This is a genomic window from Achromobacter sp. UBA4530 (assembly GCF_002388205.1).
Lineage (GTDB): Bacteria > Pseudomonadota > Gammaproteobacteria > Burkholderiales > Burkholderiaceae_B > Achromobacter > Achromobacter animicus.
In genome coordinates, this window is record NZ_DGMA01000006.1 from 1 (window position 1) to 16,408 (window position 16,408).

Genomic DNA, 16,408 nt, shown 5'->3' on the forward strand with positions numbered 1-16,408 from the left:
TTCCCGCGCCTGGTGCGCGATATCGCCGGCAAGATGGGCAAGCAGATCGAACTGCAAACGTACGGCCGCGCGACCGAGCTGGACAAGAGCCTGATCGAACGCATCATCGATCCGCTGACCCACCTGGTGCGCAACAGCTTGGACCACGGCATCGAAACGCCCGAAAAGCGTATCGCCGCCGGCAAGGATCCGGTTGGCCAGCTGGTGCTGTCCGCGCAGCACAACGGCGGCAACATCGTCATCGAAGTCAGCGACGACGGTGGTGGCCTGAGCCGCGAAAAGATTCTGAAGAAGGCCATGGCGCAAGGCCTGGCCGTCAACGAAAACTCGCCCGACGACGAGATCTGGCAGCTGATTTTTGCGCCCGGTTTCTCCACGGCCGAAAAGGTCACGGACATTTCCGGCCGCGGCGTGGGCATGGACGTCGTGCGCCGGAACATCCAGGACATGGGCGGCCACGTGCAGCTGTCGTGCGAGCCGGGCAACGGCACCACGACCCGCATCGTGCTGCCGTTGACCCTGGCCATTCTGGACGGCATGTCGGTGCGCGTCGGTGAAGAAACCTTCATCCTGCCGCTGAACCACGTCACCGAATCGCTGCAGCCCACCAACGACCAGATCTACTCGGTTGCCGGCAACGAGCGCGTCATGCACGTGCGCGGCGAATACCTGCCGCTGGTCGAGATGCACCGCGTGTTCTCGGTGGGCGAGGCCCAGACCGATCCCACGCAGGCGATCGCCGTCATCATGCAGGCCGAGGACCGGCGCTTTGCGCTGCTGGTCGATCACCTGATCGGACAGCATCAGGTGGTGGTCAAGAATCTGGAATCGAATTACCGCAAGGTCCCGGGCATTTCCGCCGCCACCATTCTTGGCGATGGCAGCGTGGCCCTGATTGTCGACGTATTTGCGCTCGCGCGCGCCAACCGGGAGCGCTGGTCGCAGCCCGAAGCCGTTCTGAATTGATGGAGCACTAAAAAATCATGGCAGCCAAACCGCAAGCGCAAGCCGCGCGCAATGAAGATGTCGGCAGCGAGTTCCTGGTCTTCACGCTGGGCGACGAAGAATACGGGATCGACATCCTGAAGGTGCAGGAAATCCGCGGCTACGACGCCGACACGGTCACCCGCATCGCAAACGTCCCGCCGTTCATCAAGGGCGTGACGAACCTGCGCGGCATCATCGTGCCGATCGTCGACCTGCGCATCAAGTTCAACCTGGGCCGCGTCGACTACAACGAGCAGACCGTCGTCATCATCCTCAACCTCGACCGCCGCGTCGTCGGCATCGTGGTGGACGGCGTGTCGGACGTGCTGATGCTCAACTCGGGCCAGGTTCGTCCGGCGCCCGAGTTCGGCGCCACGCTGTCGACCGAGTACCTGACGGGTCTGGGCACCGTGGATGAGCGCATGCTGATCCTGGTGGACATTGAAAAGCTGATGACCAGCGACGAAATGGCGCTGGTGGAGAAGGTCGCCTCCTGATCGGAGTCTGGCCGGAATGCGGGGTAAAGGCGCCATATTGATCGCGATGTGGCGCTTTCCTTTAACGATTGCAGTCAAGGGATGGTTCTTGTGATGCGCAAGTTTTTCGCGAACATGACGATACGCAGCAGCCTGTTGTGGGTGCTGGCGTTCTTCTCATTCATGTTGGTGATTGGTGCCGCGCTGGGCGTGTTGTCGTTGCGCATCAGCAATGGGACGCTGGCCGAGATCAAGCAATCGCAGGAATTGGACGACGCCGTCAACCGCGTCGTGCTGAGCCACAAGGACACGCTGAACGGCCTGGCCCGTGCCGCGACCCTGAACTATGCGGACATCGTGCGCAGCGTCGGTCAGCCGACCCTGCTGGCGCAAGGTCTGTCCAGCGAGGCCGCCGGCCTGCTCGAGCGCGCCAAGGCGTCGCTGAACAAGGGCCAGGCCGAGTTCGATTTCTTCAAGACCCTGCCACAGCCGGCCGAAGCCGCCGAGGCCCTGAAGGAAATCGACGACTCCTATGCGGCGCTGGTGCAGCAGGGTGTCGCACCGTTGGTCGCGGCGCTGGAAAAGGCCGACATGCCGGCTTACCAGACGCAGATCCAGAAGGTGCAGGACGCCCTGGAAGGCCGCTTTGCGCGCGCCGTCGAAGGCTTTGACTTCTGGCGCGCCAGCAAGATGACGGACGCGTTCGAAGTGGCGCAAGTGCGCTACCAGTTTGTGCTGATGGCCGTCAGCGCCGGCGGCATCATCGCGGCGCTGCTGGTGTTCGCCACCTACGTCTTCCTGCGCCGCCGCGTGCTGCAGCCGCTGAAGGAAGCCGGCCACCATTTCGACCGCATTGCCGGCGGCGACCTGACGGCGCGCGTGGAAGCCAGCAACACCAATGAAATCGGCCAGCTGTTCGCGGCGCTCAAGCGCATGCAGGAAAGCCTGACGCGCACGGTGGCCTCGGTGCGCCGCGGCGTCGATGAGATCAACGTGGGCTCGCATGAGATCGCGGCGGGCAACACGGACCTGTCCAGCCGCACGGAGCAACAGGCCGCTTCGCTGGAAGAGACCGCCGCCTCGATGGAAGAGCTGGCGTCGACCGTCAAGCAGAACGCGGACAACGCCCGCCAGGCCAACCAGCTGGCCGCCAGCGCGTCTGACGTGGCCGAGCGCGGCGGCGCGGCGGTGTCGGAAGTGGTGCACACCATGGAAGGCATCTCGGCCAGCTCGCGCAAGATCTCGGAAATCGTGTCGGTGATCGACGGCATCGCATTCCAGACGAACATCCTGGCGCTTAACGCGGCGGTGGAAGCCGCGCGCGCCGGTGAGCAGGGCAAGGGTTTTGCGGTAGTGGCGGGCGAAGTGCGTTCGCTGGCGCAGCGCAGCGCCCAGGCCGCCAAGGAAATCAAGGGCCTGATCGAAGACTCCGTGACCAAGGTGGGCGCGGGTTCTCAGCAGGTCGAACGCGCCGGCTCCACGATGCAGGAAATCGTGGCCTCGGTGAAGCGCGTGACGGACATCATGGGCGAGATCTCGGCAGCGTCCGAAGAACAATCCAGCGGCATCGACCAGGTGAACCGGGCCGTGTCGCAGATGGACGAAGTGACGCAACAGAACGCGGCGCTGGTGGAAGAGGCGGCTGCCGCCGCGGGCTCGCTGCAGGAACAGGCGCAGCGCCTGGCCGAAGCGGTGGCCGTGTTCAAGATCAATACGGGCGAGGTCATCGAAGTGCCGGCGCATCGGCTGTCATCGGTGCACGCCACCTATGACGACGCCCGCCTGCATGCGCCCGATGCGCCTGCTCTGGGACGCTGAGGATACGCGTGGCAACTTCGGCGAATACGGCCCCGTCCATTTCGGTGGACCGCCAGTTTGATTTCCGTGACGCGGATTTTTCCCGCGTCCGTAAGATGATCCACGCGCGGGCCGGCATTTCGCTCGGCACGCACAAGCGCGAGATGGTCTACAGCCGCCTTGCGCGCCGCCTGCGGGCGTTGGGCGGGCAGGATTTCGGCAGTTATCTGGACAGCCTGGAGAACGAGCCCGACGCCGCGGAGTGGGAAGACTTCATCAACGCGCTCACGACGAACCTGACCGCGTTCTTTCGTGAATCGCATCACTTTCCGATTCTGGCGGACTTCGCGAAGAAGCGCGGGGGACCCGTTTCGGTGTGGTGTTGCGCAGCCTCGACGGGCGAAGAGCCGTACTCGATCGCCATTACGCTGACCGAAGCCCTGGGCCCGCGGGCCGCCGGCTCGACCGTGCTGGCTACCGACATCGACACCAGCGTGCTGAACCGGGCGCGCACGGGCGTCTATCCGAACGAACGCGTCGCGAAGATGGAAAGCGAGCGCCTGCGCCGCTTCTTCCTGAAAGGACGCGGCGCGAACGAAGGGCATGTGCGGGTGCGTCCCGAGATCGCCGAGATGGTGCGATACGAGACGCTGAACCTCTTGTCGCCGTCGTGGGGGATCACCGAAAAGTTCGACGTGATCTTCTGCCGCAACATCATGATCTATTTCGACAAGCCGACCCAGGCCAAGATCCTGGAGCGGTTCGTGCCCCTCATGAAGCCGGGCGGCCTGCTGTTTGCCGGCCACTCCGAGAACTTCACGTACATCAGCCGGGATTTCCGTCTGCGCGGGCAGACAGTCTACGAATGCGCAAATAAGGCCTGAACGGGCCAGGGCAGCAAACAAGATGAAGAAAATAAGCGTTTTGTGTGTGGATGACTCCGCGCTTGTGCGCGGCTTGATGACCGAAATCATCAATAGCCAGCCGGATATGGAAGTGGTTGCGACCGCACCCGATCCGCTGGTCGCGCGCGACCTGATCAAGCGTCACAACCCCGACGTGCTGACGCTGGACGTGGAAATGCCCCGCATGGACGGGCTGGATTTCCTGGAAAAGCTGATGCGCCTGCGTCCGATGCCGGTCGTGATGGTGTCGTCGCTGACCGAGCGTGGTGGCGAAATCACGCTGCGCGCGCTGGAACTGGGCGCCATCGACTTCGTGACCAAGCCCAAGCTGGGCATCCGCGACGGCCTGCTCGAATACACGGAACTCATTGCCGACAAGATCCGCGCCGCGTCGCGCGCCAAGCTGCGCGCGCCCACGCCCCATGCGGCGGCAGCCGCGCCGGCGCCCATGCTGCGCCGTCCGCTGTCCAGCTCGGAAAAGCTGGTCATCGTGGGCGCGTCCACGGGCGGCACCGAAGCCATCCGCGAAGTCCTGCAGCCGCTGCCGCCGGACAGCCCCGCGATCCTGATCACGCAGCACATGCCGGCCGGCTTCACGCGGTCGTTCGCGCAGCGCCTGGACGCGCTGTGCGCCGTGACCGTGCGCGAGGCCGTGCACGGCGAGCGCGTGCTGCCGGGCCACGTGTACCTGGCGCCGGGCGGCGAGATGCACATGCGGTTGGGCCGCAGTGGCGCCAACTACGTCATCGAGCTGGAAGCCAGCGAACCGGTCAACCGCCACCGCCCGTCCGTGGACGTGCTGTTCAATTCCGCGGCCGTGGCGGCGGGCAAGAACGCCATCGGCGTGATCCTGACGGGCATGGGCAAGGATGGCGCCACCGGCATGCTGGCCATGCACCGGGCGGGCGCGCACACGATCGCGCAGGACGAAGCAAGCTGCGTGGTCTTTGGCATGCCTCGCGAGGCCATTGCCATCGGGGCTGCAAGTGAAGTGGTGCCGTTGTCGGCGATGAGCGAACGCATTCTGACTCGCCTGGGCGACCGTGGGCACCGCGTTTAACGCGGACTGACGCCACGATCGGTCTCAAGCAAATTTTTTCTGGAGTGAAAGATGGTAGACAAGGGCCTGAAGATTCTGGTGGTGGATGACTTCCCCACCATGCGGCGGATCATCCGCAACCTGCTCAAGGAGCTGGGTTTCGAAAACGTGGATGAGGCCGAGGACGGCGCCATTGGCCTGGAGAAGCTGCGCAACGGCGGCTTCCAGTTCGTGGTGTCCGACTGGAACATGCCCAACCTGGACGGTCTGGAGATGCTCAAGCAGATCCGCGCCGACGCATCGCTGGCCTCGCTGCCGGTGCTGATGGTGACGGCAGAAGCCAAGAAGGAAAACATCGTTGCCGCAGCCCAGGCCGGCGCCAACGGTTACGTGGTCAAGCCTTTCACCGCGGCAACGCTGGAGGAAAAGCTGAACAAGATCTTCGAGAAAATTGGCGGGTGAGGTGTGCGATGAGCTCAACGGAAACAGTTGACCCGGCAGAGTCGCCCGACCTGATCCATCGCATCGCCTCGCTCACCCGCATGCTGCGCGACAGCATGCGCGAACTGGGCCTGGATCAAGCGATCAAGGACGCCGCCAATGCAATCCCCGATGCGCGCGACCGCCTGCGGTACGTGGCGCAGATGACCGAGCAGGCCGCCAACCGCGTGCTCAACGCCACCGAGCAGGCCGGTCCGATCCAGGACAACATGTCGCGTTCGGCCCAGGCGCTGGATAGCCGCTGGCAGCAATGGTACGACCAGCCGCTGGAGATGCCGGAAGCGCGCGAACTGGTGCAGGACACGCGCGCCTTCCTGGCCGACGTGCCCAAGCAGACGCAGCAGACGCAGTCCAAGCTGATGGAAATCATCATGGCGCAGGATTTCCAGGACCTCACGGGCCAGGTCATCATGCGCATGATGGACGTGGTGGGCGCGATCGAACGCGAACTGCTGCAGGTGCTGCTGGACAACGTGCCGCAAGAGCGCCGCGATGAAGCCAACAGCCTGCTCAACGGTCCGCAGATCAACCCGCAAGGCAAGACCGACGTGGTCACCAGCCAGGACCAGGTCGACGACCTGCTGGCCAGCCTGGGCTTCTAAGCCCGGCCCTCGGGCGATGTTCGCTCCCGGACATCGCCCCGGTGTCAGACACCCGCATGGCCCTGGTGTCTGACACCCGCGCGCGGCTGCGTTCTTGCGGCTGCCTTCCTGCCGCACCTGGGCGTCTTTGCCGCCTCGTCCGCATGACGTATTCCCTAAGAGCGCAAACGCGACCCGCCCGATAGACTCCTGCCAACAATAATCGGGGCCTTGCAGCGCGAGACAAGGCGCGCTTTGCGCGTCAGGCCACGGATGCCCAAAGCAGGCGGTCCGGGCCAGGGAGAGGAGGTTCATCATGGCCAGATCCGTATTCCGCCTGGGCGGCATGTGGGGCTTGTTGCGTCGGCTCAATCGCGGCGACGCGATGCTGTCGGAGCGCGCCCTGTCTTTCAGTCCGGCCGCCTGGCCGCTGTACCGTTTTCTGGCGCAGATCCGCGTGCGGGTCATGACGGTGCGCCAGTCCAGCATCGAGATCGCGCTGAATGCGGCGCGCACGCAGTTCCAGGCGGGGCGCTGTTCGCTGCTGGCGCGCGAGCAGGCCAGGGCCGCCGACGCGCTTGCAGCCAGCGGCGCGCAGATCGCCGACCTGTCGGCATCCACCTCCACGCATGCCCGCGAAATCGCCGCCGTGTCCGGCCAGAACCTGCATGCCGCAGAGCAGGCGCTGGCCGAGCTGACTGAGGTCAAGACGCGCGTCGACCGCATGACGCAAGAGATGGCGGCTTTTACCGAAGTGGTGGGGCAACTGGCCGCCCGCGCGAAATCAGTGGGCGACATCAGCCAGGCAATCAAAGGCATTGCGCTGCAGACCCAGTTGCTCGCGTTGAACGCGGGCGTCGAGGCGGCCAGGGCAGGGGATGCGGGCCGAGGCTTTGCGGTGGTGGCCAGCGAGGTCGGCCGTCTGGCCGAACGCGTCAACACCGCCACCGGCGACATCGGCCGCCATACCTCAGAGATGCTGGACCTGGTCGAATCCACCCAGCGCCAGACCGGCACGCTGCGCGAGGATGTGGACGCGTCGGGCGCGGTGCTGAACCGCACCTGTGACGGATTCGAGCGCTTCGTGCGCGACTTCGACAGCATGAACCGGCAGGTGGGTGAAGTGGTCCAGGCGATTGGCGAGGTCGACGCCACCAATCACGGCATGAGCCAGGAGGTGGGGCGCATCGCGGCGTTGAGCGCGGACGTGCTGGAACGGGTCGGCAGCATGTCGGGCGAGATCGACCGCATCCGCCGCCAGACCGAAAGCGTGCAGGAGGTGCTGGCCGACATGCGCACCGGCGATACCGCGTTCGACAGCCTGTCGGCGTCGCTGGAGGCGTTTGCGGACGCGGCGGCCGGACTGCTGCACGATGCCCGGCGGCGCGGTGTCGACGTGTTCGACCGCCACTACCAGCGCATTCCCGGCAGCGAGCCGCCGCGGTATCACACGGCGTATGACCGGGCCATCGACGAGCCGCTGACGCGCCTGCTCGACAGTGTGCTGCAGGCGGTGCCCGGCGCGATCTACACGATCCTGGTGGACAACCGGGGTTACGCACCCGCGCACAACAGCCGATTTTCGCTGGCGCCGACCGGCGATCCGAAGGTCGACATCGTCCGGGTGCGCAACAAGCGGATCTTTGACGATCCCGTGGGCGCCCGGCTGGCTGCCAACACGGGCGCGCAGTTGTTCCAGACGTATTCGCGGGATACCGGCGAGATCGTCAACGACATTTCCCTGCCCATTTATCTGGGGCCGGAACACTGGGGCGCCGTGCGCATCGGGCTGGATTACGCGCGGTTCCAGGCGATCGTGGACGGGCAGGGCGCCGGGGGACGGGCGGCGCCGGTGGCGGGTTGACGGGGTGGCGTCACGCGGGCGTTCATGTTGCGGCTTGATGGCGCGGCTTGATGGCGCGGCATGATGTGGCAAGTTGAAGCGGCGGGCTGAAGGCGCCGCCAAGGGGGGCTGCCCGGCAGCCGGCGGCGCATCCGGGAATAGCGCCGCTTTCCCCCCGTTTCTTGGCATATCGCCAACCCCCCGCGCCTCCTAGAATCTCGGCGGGCGGCTTGCATTCCACGTCAGCGAGCCGCAACGATCCCGTAGAGCATGTCCGAAGAAAGCGACCTCGAGAAAACCGAAGCCGCCTCTCCCAGGCGCCTGGAAAAGGCGCGCGAGGAGGGGCAGATTGCGCGTTCCCGGGAACTGGGCACGTTCATGATGCTGGCCGTCGGTGTCGCCGCGATCTGGGCGGGCGGCGGGTCGCTTTACAGGGGCCTGAGCGGCGTGCTGCGCAACGGGCTGGCCTTCGATCAGCGCGTCGCGCTGGATCCCGGGGTCATGGTCGAGCAGGCGGTAAGCGGTTTCGGCCATGCGCTGCTGGTGCTGCTGCCGATCTTCGGTCTGCTGGCGGTGGTTGCAGTGCTGTCGAGCGTGGTGCTGGGCGGCCTGGTGATCTCGACCAAGCCGCTCACGCCCAATTTTTCGAAGCTCAGCCCGCTGGCCGGCTTGAAGCGCATGTTCTCGTCGCAGACGGTGGTGGAGCTGATCAAGGCGCTGGCCAAGGCGCTGCTGGTGGGCGGCGTGGCGGTCTGGGTCATCTGGCGCTATCACGACGACATGATGGGGCTGATGCACGTGGCGCCGTCGGCCGCGCTGACCAAGGCGCTGACCCTGGTGGCGATGTGCTGCGCCTTCATCGTGGCGTCGCTGCTCATCATCGTCATGCTGGACGTGCCCTGGCAGATCTGGAGCCATCTGAAGAAGCTGCGGATGTCCAAGGAAGACGTGCGCCAGGAGCACAAGGAAAGCGAAGGCGATCCGCATGTGAAGGCGCGCATCCGGCAGCAGCAGCGCCAGGCGGCCCGCCGGCGCATGATGTCCGAGGTGCCGAAGGCCGACGTCGTGGTCACCAACCCGACGCACTATGCGGTGGCGCTGAAGTACGACGAATCGAAGGGCGGCGCGCCGCGCGTGCTGGCCAAGGGCACGGGCCTGATCGCCGCGAAGATCCGCGAGCTGGCCGCCGAAAACAAGATTCCCACATTGGAAGCGCCGCCGTTGGCGCGCGCATTGCATCAACACGTCGAGCTGGGACAAGAAATCCCGGCCGAGCTGTATACCGCGGTGGCGGAAGTGCTGGCATGGGTATTCCAGCTACGATCCTGGCGCTCGGGTTGGGGGCTTGAACCCCCGGCCCCCACGAAGTTGAACGTGCCAGCCGAACTGGACCCGCAGGCAAAAACCGCAGCACAAGGAGTTTAAGGAATGAGCGCTCTGCTCACCATGTTGAAGAATAACGGCGGCACGCACGCGCGGCTGCTGGCGGGTCCCATCCTGATCGTGATGGTGCTGGGCATGATGGTGCTGCCCCTGCCCACGTTCCTGCTGGACTTGCTGTTCACCTTCAACATTGCGTTGTCCGTGATGATCCTGCTGGTGGCCATGTTCACGCGCAAGCCGCTGGACTTTGCCGCGTTCCCGGCCGTCCTGCTGTTCGCGACGCTGCTGCGCCTGTCGCTGAACGTCGCGTCCACCCGGGTCGTGCTGCTGCACGGTCACACGGGCCCGGACGCCGCGGGCAAGGTGATCGAGGCCTTCGGGCACTTCCTGGTGGGCGGCAACTTCGCGGTCGGGATCATCGTCTTCATCATCCTGACCATCATCAACTTCATCGTCATCACCAAGGGTGCGGGCCGTATCGCGGAAGTGGGCGCGCGCTTCACCCTGGACGCCATGCCCGGCAAGCAGATGGCGATCGACGCGGACCTGAACGCCGGCCTGATCGGCGAAGACGAGGCGCGCAAGCGCCGGTCGGAAGTCTCGCAGGAATCGGACTTCTTCGGCTCGATGGACGGCGCCTCCAAGTTCGTGCGCGGCGACGCCATCGCCGGCCTCTTGATCATGGCGATCAACATCATCGGCGGCCTGGTCGTCGGCGTGGCGCAGCACGACATGTCCATGGGCGAAGCCGGCCGCGTCTACACGCTGCTGACCATCGGTGACGGCCTGGTTGCCCAGATCCCCGCGCTGGTGATCTCCACCGCCGCCGGCGTGGTCGTGTCGCGTGTGTCGACCGACCAGGACATCGGCCAGCAGATCATCAGCCAGCTGTTCTCCAACCCGAGCGTGCTGTTCCTGACCGCCGGCATCATCGGCATCATGGGCCTCATCCCCAACATGCCCCACATCGCGTTCCTGACGCTGGCCGGCGCGCTGGGCTGGGGCGGCTGGGCGCTGCTCAAACGCAAGAAGGCCGCCGCCGTGGCCGCCGAGGAGATACCGCCGCAGGCGATCACCCAGGCGCAGGCCGCGGCTGCCGAGGCAAGCTGGGAAGACGTATCGATGGTGGACCAGCTGGGGCTGGAAGTGGGCTACCGCCTGATTCCGCTGGTGGACCACGCGCAGAACGGCGAGCTGCTTCACCGCATCCGCAGCCTGCGCAAGAAGTTTGCGCAGGACGTGGGGTTTTTGCCGCCGGTCGTGCACATCCGCGACAACCTGGAACTCAAGCCCAACGATTACCGCATCCTGCTGTCCGGCGTGGAAGTGGGCACGGGGGTCGCGATGCCGGGCCAGTGGCTGGCCATCGACCCGGGCGGCGTGACCATGCAGATCAAGGGCACGCCGACGACCGATCCGGCGTTCGGCCTGCCGGCGCTGTGGATCGACAGCTCGCTGCGCGATCAGGCCCAGGTCGCCGGCTACACGGTGGTGGATGCGGGCACTGTGGTGGCCACGCACCTGAATCACCTGATGCATCGCCACGGCTCGAACCTGTTGGGCCGCCAGGAAGTGCAACAGCTGCTGGATCGCATCGGCCGCGACGCGCCGAAGCTGGTCGAGGACCTGGTGCCCAAGACGCTGTCGCTCACCGCGCTGCAGAAGGTGCTGCAGGGTCTGCTGTCGGAAGAAGTGCCGATCCGCGACATGCGCACCATCATCGATACGCTGTCCGAGCATGGCCCGCGTCTGGCGGCGATGGCCGCCGGGTCGGGCGGCCAGCCGGACATCAACGAGCTGATCGCGCTGACGCGCCGCGCGCTTGGCCGCGCCATCACGCAGCAATGGTTCCCCGGCGAGGGCGAGCTGCGCGTGATCGGCCTGGACGTGAAGCTGGAACGCGTGCTGTCGCAGGCCATGACGACCAGCGGCGGCCTGGAGCCGGGGCTGGCCGACACGCTGCTGCGCGAGGCGCAGGCGGCGGTTGAACGGCAGGAGTCGCAGGGCAATGCGCCGGTGCTGCTGGTGTCGCCGGTGCTGCGCGCGCCGCTGTCGCGCTTCCTGCGGCATCATCTGCCGCAGCTTGGCGTGTTGTCGAATACGGAAATTCCCGATGAGCGCATCGTCCGCGTGACGGCGCTGATCGGCGGGAGCAATGGGCAATGAAGATCAGCCGCTTTTACGGGGCAAACACCCGTGACGTGATGCGTCAGGTGCGCGAGGCCTTGGGGCCGGACGCGCTGATCGTGTCGAACCGCAGCGTCGAGGGCGGCATCGAGGTGCTGGCCACCGTTGATGGCGCCTTTGACGACGCGCCGCAGCAGCAGACGCCGCCGCGCGAAGCGCCGGCCTATGCGCCGCCCGCGCCGGAACGTCAGCCCGCGGCGCCGTCGTTCGGCGCACCGGCCGGAATAGCGCGGCCGCAGGTTGCGCCGGCTGCCATGCCGCCCGTGCCGCCAGCCGGGTACGCGCCGCCGGCGCGATCCATTGCCGCTTACCAATCCGCGTATGCGGCGTCGGCGCAGCCGGAGATTGAACCGTCGCCGGCAGAATTCGTACCCGCTGCACCGCAGCCGGTTTCGGTTGCACCGACGGCGGCCGCACCTCAGCCGGCCGCACCTCAGCCGGTCGCACCTCAGCCGGCCGCACCGGTACGCGTCGAGCTGCCGCCGCTTGCGCCGGCAGTCCGCATGACGCCGCCGGCTCCCGCCATGCCCGAGCGCATGGCCACCGCCGCGCCCGCCACCGCCTATCACGCGCCCCAAGGCTACGCCGCGCCGCCCGCACCCGTGCAGGCGCCCGTCATGCCGCCGGCAGCGCCGCCGCAACCGGCCATGCTGCATGCCGCGCCGCCCATGGGCCGCACGCCCGATGCCCCGGTGCGTCCGCCGCAGGGTTTGCCGCCCGCGAATCTGCCGGCCGATACGGCCGCCGGTCTGCAGGACGCCATCAGCGCCTTGCGCGGCGCGCTGGAAACCCGCATGGACGGGCTGCTGTGGGGCGGCCGCCAAGGTCCGGGGCGCGAGCCCGCGGGCGCCGCGCTGTTCCGCAGCCTGCTGGACGCCGGCTTCAGCACCAAACTGGTCCGCACGCTGGTCGAGCGCCTGCCGCAAGGTCTCTCCACCGAGGCTGCGCAGAGCTGGGCACGCAATGAACTGGTGACCCATCTGCCGGTGGTGCGTTCCGAAGACGAATTCCTGGCGGGCGGCGTGTATGCGCTGGTCGGCCCGACCGGCGTGGGCAAGACCACGACGCTGGCCAAGCTGGCCGCGCGTTGCGTCGCCCGAGAAGGCCGGGAACAGGTCGCCATGCTGACGACCGACCTGTTCCGGATCGGCGCGCTGGAACAATTGCAGATCTACGGCCGCCTGATGGGCGTGCCGGCGCACTCGGTGCGCGATGCCGGCGAGCTGCGCCGCATTCTGGCCGAACTGGGCAACCGCAAGATCGTGCTGATCGACACTACCGGCATCAGCCAGCGCGACCGCCTGGTGGCCGAGCAGGCGTCGATGCTGTGCAACGCCGGCAAGCCCGTTCGCCGGCTGCTGGTGCTCAACGCCGCCAGCCAGGGCGACACGCTGGACGAGGTGGCGCACGCCTATCGCAATGGCGTGGGCGAAGATGTGGCCGGCTGCATCATCACCAAGCTGGACGAAGCCACCCGCCTGGGCGCGGCGCTCGACACCGCCATCCGCCACCGCCTGCCGATCCATTACATGTCCGTCGGCCAGAAGGTGCCCGAGCACATGGAACTGGCCCGCGCGGACGTGCTGATCGACCGCGCGTTCTCGATGGTCGAGCGCGCCCGCGCACTGTACACCCCGAGCGAGGCCGACCTGGCGTCGCTGGTGTCGTCGTCGCGCGAACCGGACGCCGTGGACCCGGCGCGCCGCCGCCAGTTGCTGGCCTCGGCCATCCTGCCGCAGCAGGGCGGTGCGGCGTCGATCGCAGCAGCACAGAACCTGGACGACACCATTTCGTGGCTGGACAGCGACCCGGCGTGCCTGCAATCGCGCACCGCCTGGCGCGAGTACGTCGGCGACGGCGCGGGCGCCAGCCTGGCCGCGCTGGGCGATGAGCCACTGGCGATGGTGCGCCGTGAATTTTCCGCTGCGTGTAGCCGCAACCTGCTTGTGATGCACGGCAAGACCGCCATGAAGGGCGAGGCCTTGCCCGGCGGCGCGCTGATGGGCGCGCTGTTGATGAGCGACCGCGGCGCCGCACTGGCCGCGCCCGCGCAGCAGCTCGCGCTGCCGCACGGCATGTTGAGTTCGTTTGCGCCCGCCGCGCCGGCCCAGCCGGACCCGGCGGCGGCCTTGCAGGGTCGCGTGCAGTGGCTGGGCGAGCGCCTGTCGTCCTTGCCGCTGGTCCACATGCTGGAGGCCGGCATGGTCGCGCTGTGGCAGCCGTTCAGCGAGCAAGGCGTGTCCTGGGTGGCGCGTTGCCCGGGCGGCCTGCGCGTGATCCAGGACGAATGTCCGACCAATCTGAACGCCGTCGGCAAGAGCGTGGGTTACCTGCCCGTCGGCCAGCCCGGCGACATGCCGGGCCTGCGCCCGGCGCCGGGCGCCAAGACCGCGCCGCTGGCGCTGTGGGCCTCCGGCACCGAAGTCGTGCTGCCGGGCAAGGGGCAGGGCGCCAGCGTCCGCCTCATCTGCGCGCGGCTGATCGACACGGTCTCCGGCGAGGTCGCGGGCCAATTGTTCGGCGCGACGAACCTGCCGGCGTCGCAGGCGGACGCCGCGACGATTGCGCGCTGGCTCGTCCTGCAGGAGGAGGCCAAGGCGGCGTTCCGTTACATGGCCAATGCCTGGCAGGCGCTGCCCGCCGTCGATGGCGCCCATACGCTGGCGCGACAGTCGCTGATGGCCGGGCAGCTTGGCGCGGCATGCTGGCAGCTGGCGCATTCGCCGGCGGCTGACGTCGTGAGTGGTCCGTTGTCGGGCATCGTGGGCACCGAGCGCAAGCTGTCGGGCAAGATGCTGCCGGTGGCGCTGCTGAAGATGTTCGCGCTGCTGGAGATGACGGGCGGGGCGTAAGGCCGCGACCCCGTCTCGCGGAAACAAAAAACGGCGTGCCATGCACGCCGTTTTTTTTATGCCGCAGGAGATCGGAAAAGGCGTCAGCCCGCCACGATCGGCCGGCGGCCCGGGGCGCTGCGGGCGCCGCGGCCTTGCGCGTCGTACGTCGAGGCGCTGCCGACGCCAACATTGCGCAGGGCGTCCAGAGATTGCTGGGTGTAGCGCAGATGCACGTCGATCAGGGCGCCATTGCGCATGTTGATTTCGCTGGCGGAGGCCGACTTGGTCAGCAGGGCCTGCCACACGCCGGACAACTGCGGATACTGCGCGGCGGCCTGTTCGGTGCCGACGTGGCCCGCGGGCAGGCCGATTTCGTTGAGCAGGTTGTCGCGCGTCTGGCTGAGGTCGACCAATTGCTGCGCGATGCCGCGCTTGCGCTCGGTGATCTGGTTCAGCGTCTCGACGCTGCCCTGGCTGACCAGGACCTCGGTTTCTTCCTCAAGGATCGAGGAGAACTCGGAGATCAGGGTGTCTTCCTGCTTCATGCAGGATTGCAGGGAATCGACGAGGCTCATGACAGACGGCTCAATAGAGGGAAGGGACGGGCTATTTCAGCAGGTCTCGGGCGCTGGCGATCAGGCTGTCGGCGATGCGGCCGGTGTCGATCTTGAGCTGCCCGGAGGCGATCGCGGCGCGAATGGCGGCGACACGCTCGACGTTGATGTCGTTCGAGCCGTCCTGCATGGCCAGCATCTTGCGCGACGCCGAGCTCAGCGCGACTTGCGAGCTGCTCGATCCGGTGGCGCTTCCGGCGCCATACGCTTGACTGACCGCGGACTCGGCGCGGGCACCGACGGCGTCGGCCGCGAGGGGCCGGTTGGTGGTCGAATTGATTTTCAAGGTTTTCTCCGCAGGGCGTCCTGGGTCGGTTTGCGACGGATCCGCCTACTTATGTCTCTGTAACGACAAGGGCCGGAGGAACTTTAGGGTATATGCGAGCCAGGCGCAACGCGATTTGTAACAGGCCTATAGCTGAATTTCCACCAGCGTGGCGTTCCGGACGACGCCGCTGACCACCTGGCCGCCCGCGGTGCGCACCTGGACGACGGCGCCGGGCGCCGCGTTGCCCATGGCTTCGCCTTCGCTGCTGACCATGAAACCGTTGCCGCGCGCGTTGATCCGCACGTTCGTGCCGCGCTGCACCGACTGGGCGTTGCGCAGCGACGAGCTGCGGATTGGCTGGCCGGCGTTGATGCGGAAGGCGGCGGTCATGCCGGCGACCGCCTGCGGGTCGGTGATGGCGTTGGGGGGCAGGGAGACCAGATCGCCCTCGCGGGCGTCCAGATCCGCCGGGGTCAGGGCCTGGCCGGCGGCGATCAGGCGCGAGGCCACGTAATAGTGGCCGGCCACGCTGACGGAGGCCTGCACGTAGGCGGTCCAGCCTTTGGCCGAGTTGCAGCGCACGCCGACAGTCATGCGCGACCGCAGCTTCATGCCGGACGGCAGGAAGGGGGTCAGGTCATCGCACGGCGTCAGGCGGTCGGTGCGCGGCGGGTCGATGGCGATGGACGCCTCGCCGGGCAGGGAGGCCAGTTGTTCCTGCAGATAGGTCTGCGCCGCAATGATGATCGCTTCCGGGGCCTGGGTGGCCGCGGCCTGTGCCTGGACGGCGCTTGCCGAGGTCAGGAGCAGGGCGGCGATGCCGGCGCGCGCGAGAAGGAGTCTTGCGGAGATTTTCATGATGGATGAATTGTAGAAGTGGGCGGCTTTCGGCAATACGTGAATTGGATGAGAAATGACGGGTTGTTTGGCTGATTGTGTTACAGGTCCGGCCCCTATCATGCCGTCATCCAATGGGATAACGGTGCGTCCGGC

General features: G+C 66.9%; 14 protein-coding genes. 11 read left to right on the plus strand and 3 right to left on the minus strand.

Features of this window, described 5'->3' with window-relative positions; genetic code table 11:
* The 11 genes from B2W22_RS03920 to flhF all read left to right on the plus strand — a co-directional run.
* Positions 1-966, plus strand: a 966-nt coding sequence (locus tag B2W22_RS03920) for a chemotaxis protein CheW (RefSeq protein ID WP_286936251.1), incomplete at its 5' end; no start/stop codon positions are given.
* Between the two features lie 17 nt (positions 967-983).
* Positions 984-1,484: a chemotaxis protein CheW gene (gene cheW / locus B2W22_RS03925; RefSeq protein ID WP_129247084.1), complete on the plus strand. Its 501-nt coding sequence runs from the start codon at positions 984-986 to the stop codon at positions 1,482-1,484.
* Between the two features lie 93 nt (positions 1,485-1,577).
* Entirely contained in the window at positions 1,578-3,281 is a 1,704-nt protein-coding gene (locus B2W22_RS03930) for a methyl-accepting chemotaxis protein (protein ID WP_286936253.1), read from the plus strand.
* 8 nt (positions 3,282-3,289) lie between these two features.
* Complete coding sequence (locus B2W22_RS03935; RefSeq protein ID WP_175139609.1) at positions 3,290-4,144, plus strand: CheR family methyltransferase; 855 nt, start codon at positions 3,290-3,292, stop codon at positions 4,142-4,144.
* A 22-nt stretch (positions 4,145-4,166) separates the two neighbouring features.
* A complete protein-coding gene (locus B2W22_RS03940; RefSeq protein ID WP_175126221.1) occupies positions 4,167-5,225 on the plus strand; it encodes a protein-glutamate methylesterase/protein-glutamine glutaminase in 1,059 nt (352 codons plus the stop codon).
* Positions 5,226-5,276: 51 nt separating this feature from the next.
* The gene (gene cheY, locus B2W22_RS03945) at positions 5,277-5,666 is read left to right on the plus strand and encodes a chemotaxis response regulator CheY (protein WP_056316584.1); all 390 of its coding nucleotides are present in this window, start codon (positions 5,277-5,279) and stop codon (positions 5,664-5,666) included.
* 8 nt (positions 5,667-5,674) lie between these two features.
* The gene (gene cheZ / locus B2W22_RS03950) at positions 5,675-6,307 is read left to right on the plus strand and encodes a protein phosphatase CheZ (protein WP_056570181.1); all 633 of its coding nucleotides are present in this window, start codon (positions 5,675-5,677) and stop codon (positions 6,305-6,307) included.
* A gap of 295 nt (positions 6,308-6,602) precedes the next feature.
* On the plus strand, positions 6,603-8,150 hold the full coding sequence (locus B2W22_RS03955) for a methyl-accepting chemotaxis protein (protein ID WP_254594347.1): 1,548 nt from the start codon (positions 6,603-6,605) through the stop codon (positions 8,148-8,150).
* 249 nt (positions 8,151-8,399) lie between these two features.
* The gene (flhB, locus tag B2W22_RS03960; RefSeq protein ID WP_175126220.1) at positions 8,400-9,554 is read left to right on the plus strand and encodes a flagellar biosynthesis protein FlhB; all 1,155 of its coding nucleotides are present in this window, start codon (positions 8,400-8,402) and stop codon (positions 9,552-9,554) included.
* A gap of 3 nt (positions 9,555-9,557) precedes the next feature.
* On the plus strand, positions 9,558-11,678 hold the full coding sequence (gene flhA / locus B2W22_RS03965; RefSeq protein ID WP_286936259.1) for a flagellar biosynthesis protein FlhA: 2,121 nt from the start codon (positions 9,558-9,560) through the stop codon (positions 11,676-11,678).
* Positions 11,675-14,551 carry a flagellar biosynthesis protein FlhF gene (gene flhF, locus B2W22_RS03970; protein WP_286936261.1) on the plus strand — a complete coding sequence of 959 codons (2,877 nt, stop codon included), beginning with the start codon at positions 11,675-11,677 and terminating at the stop codon, positions 14,549-14,551. Before flhA ends, flhF begins: the two co-directional genes overlap by 4 nt.
* Positions 14,552-14,634: 83 nt before the next feature.
* On the opposite strand, the gene B2W22_RS03975 is transcribed toward flhF, so the two are convergent.
* The 3 genes from B2W22_RS03975 to flgA all read right to left on the minus strand — a co-directional run bounded on the left by B2W22_RS03975 (position 14,635) and on the right by flgA (position 16,273).
* Positions 14,635-15,108 carry a flagella synthesis protein FlgN gene (locus B2W22_RS03975; protein WP_175139611.1) on the minus strand — a complete coding sequence of 158 codons (474 nt, stop codon included), beginning with the start codon at positions 15,106-15,108 and terminating at the stop codon, positions 14,635-14,637.
* Between the two features lie 31 nt (positions 15,109-15,139).
* Positions 15,140-15,433: a flagellar biosynthesis anti-sigma factor FlgM gene (gene flgM / locus B2W22_RS03980; protein ID WP_056570190.1), complete on the minus strand. Its 294-nt coding sequence runs from the start codon at positions 15,431-15,433 to the stop codon at positions 15,140-15,142.
* 126 nt (positions 15,434-15,559) lie between these two features.
* Complete coding sequence (gene flgA, locus B2W22_RS03985; protein WP_286936264.1) at positions 15,560-16,273, minus strand: flagellar basal body P-ring formation chaperone FlgA; 714 nt, start codon at positions 16,271-16,273, stop codon at positions 15,560-15,562.
* Positions 16,274-16,408: the final 135 nt, after the last annotated feature.

What these genes read in the sequence shown, in the direction of transcription:
- cheW (WP_129247084.1), top strand. Translation starts at nt 984, where the DNA reads ATGGCAGCCAAACCGCAAGCGCAAGCCGCGCGCAATGAAGATGTCGGC.
- B2W22_RS03930 (WP_286936253.1), top strand. Translation starts at nt 1,578, where the DNA reads ATGCGCAAGTTTTTCGCGAACATGACGATACGCAGCAGCCTGTTGTGG.
- B2W22_RS03940 (WP_175126221.1), top strand. Translation starts at nt 4,167, where the DNA reads ATGAAGAAAATAAGCGTTTTGTGTGTGGATGACTCCGCGCTTGTGCGC.
- cheY (WP_056316584.1), top strand. Translation starts at nt 5,277, where the DNA reads ATGGTAGACAAGGGCCTGAAGATTCTGGTGGTGGATGACTTCCCCACC.
- cheZ (WP_056570181.1), top strand. Translation starts at nt 5,675, where the DNA reads ATGAGCTCAACGGAAACAGTTGACCCGGCAGAGTCGCCCGACCTGATC.
- B2W22_RS03955 (WP_254594347.1), top strand. Translation starts at nt 6,603, where the DNA reads ATGGCCAGATCCGTATTCCGCCTGGGCGGCATGTGGGGCTTGTTGCGT.
- flhB (WP_175126220.1), top strand. Translation starts at nt 8,400, where the DNA reads ATGTCCGAAGAAAGCGACCTCGAGAAAACCGAAGCCGCCTCTCCCAGG.
- flhA (WP_286936259.1), top strand. Translation starts at nt 9,558, where the DNA reads ATGAGCGCTCTGCTCACCATGTTGAAGAATAACGGCGGCACGCACGCG.
- flhF (WP_286936261.1), top strand. Translation starts at nt 11,675, where the DNA reads ATGAAGATCAGCCGCTTTTACGGGGCAAACACCCGTGACGTGATGCGT.
- B2W22_RS03975 (WP_175139611.1), bottom strand. Translation starts at nt 15,108, where the DNA reads ATGAGCCTCGTCGATTCCCTGCAATCCTGCATGAAGCAGGAAGACACC.
- flgA (WP_286936264.1), bottom strand. Translation starts at nt 16,273, where the DNA reads ATGAAAATCTCCGCAAGACTCCTTCTCGCGCGCGCCGGCATCGCCGCC.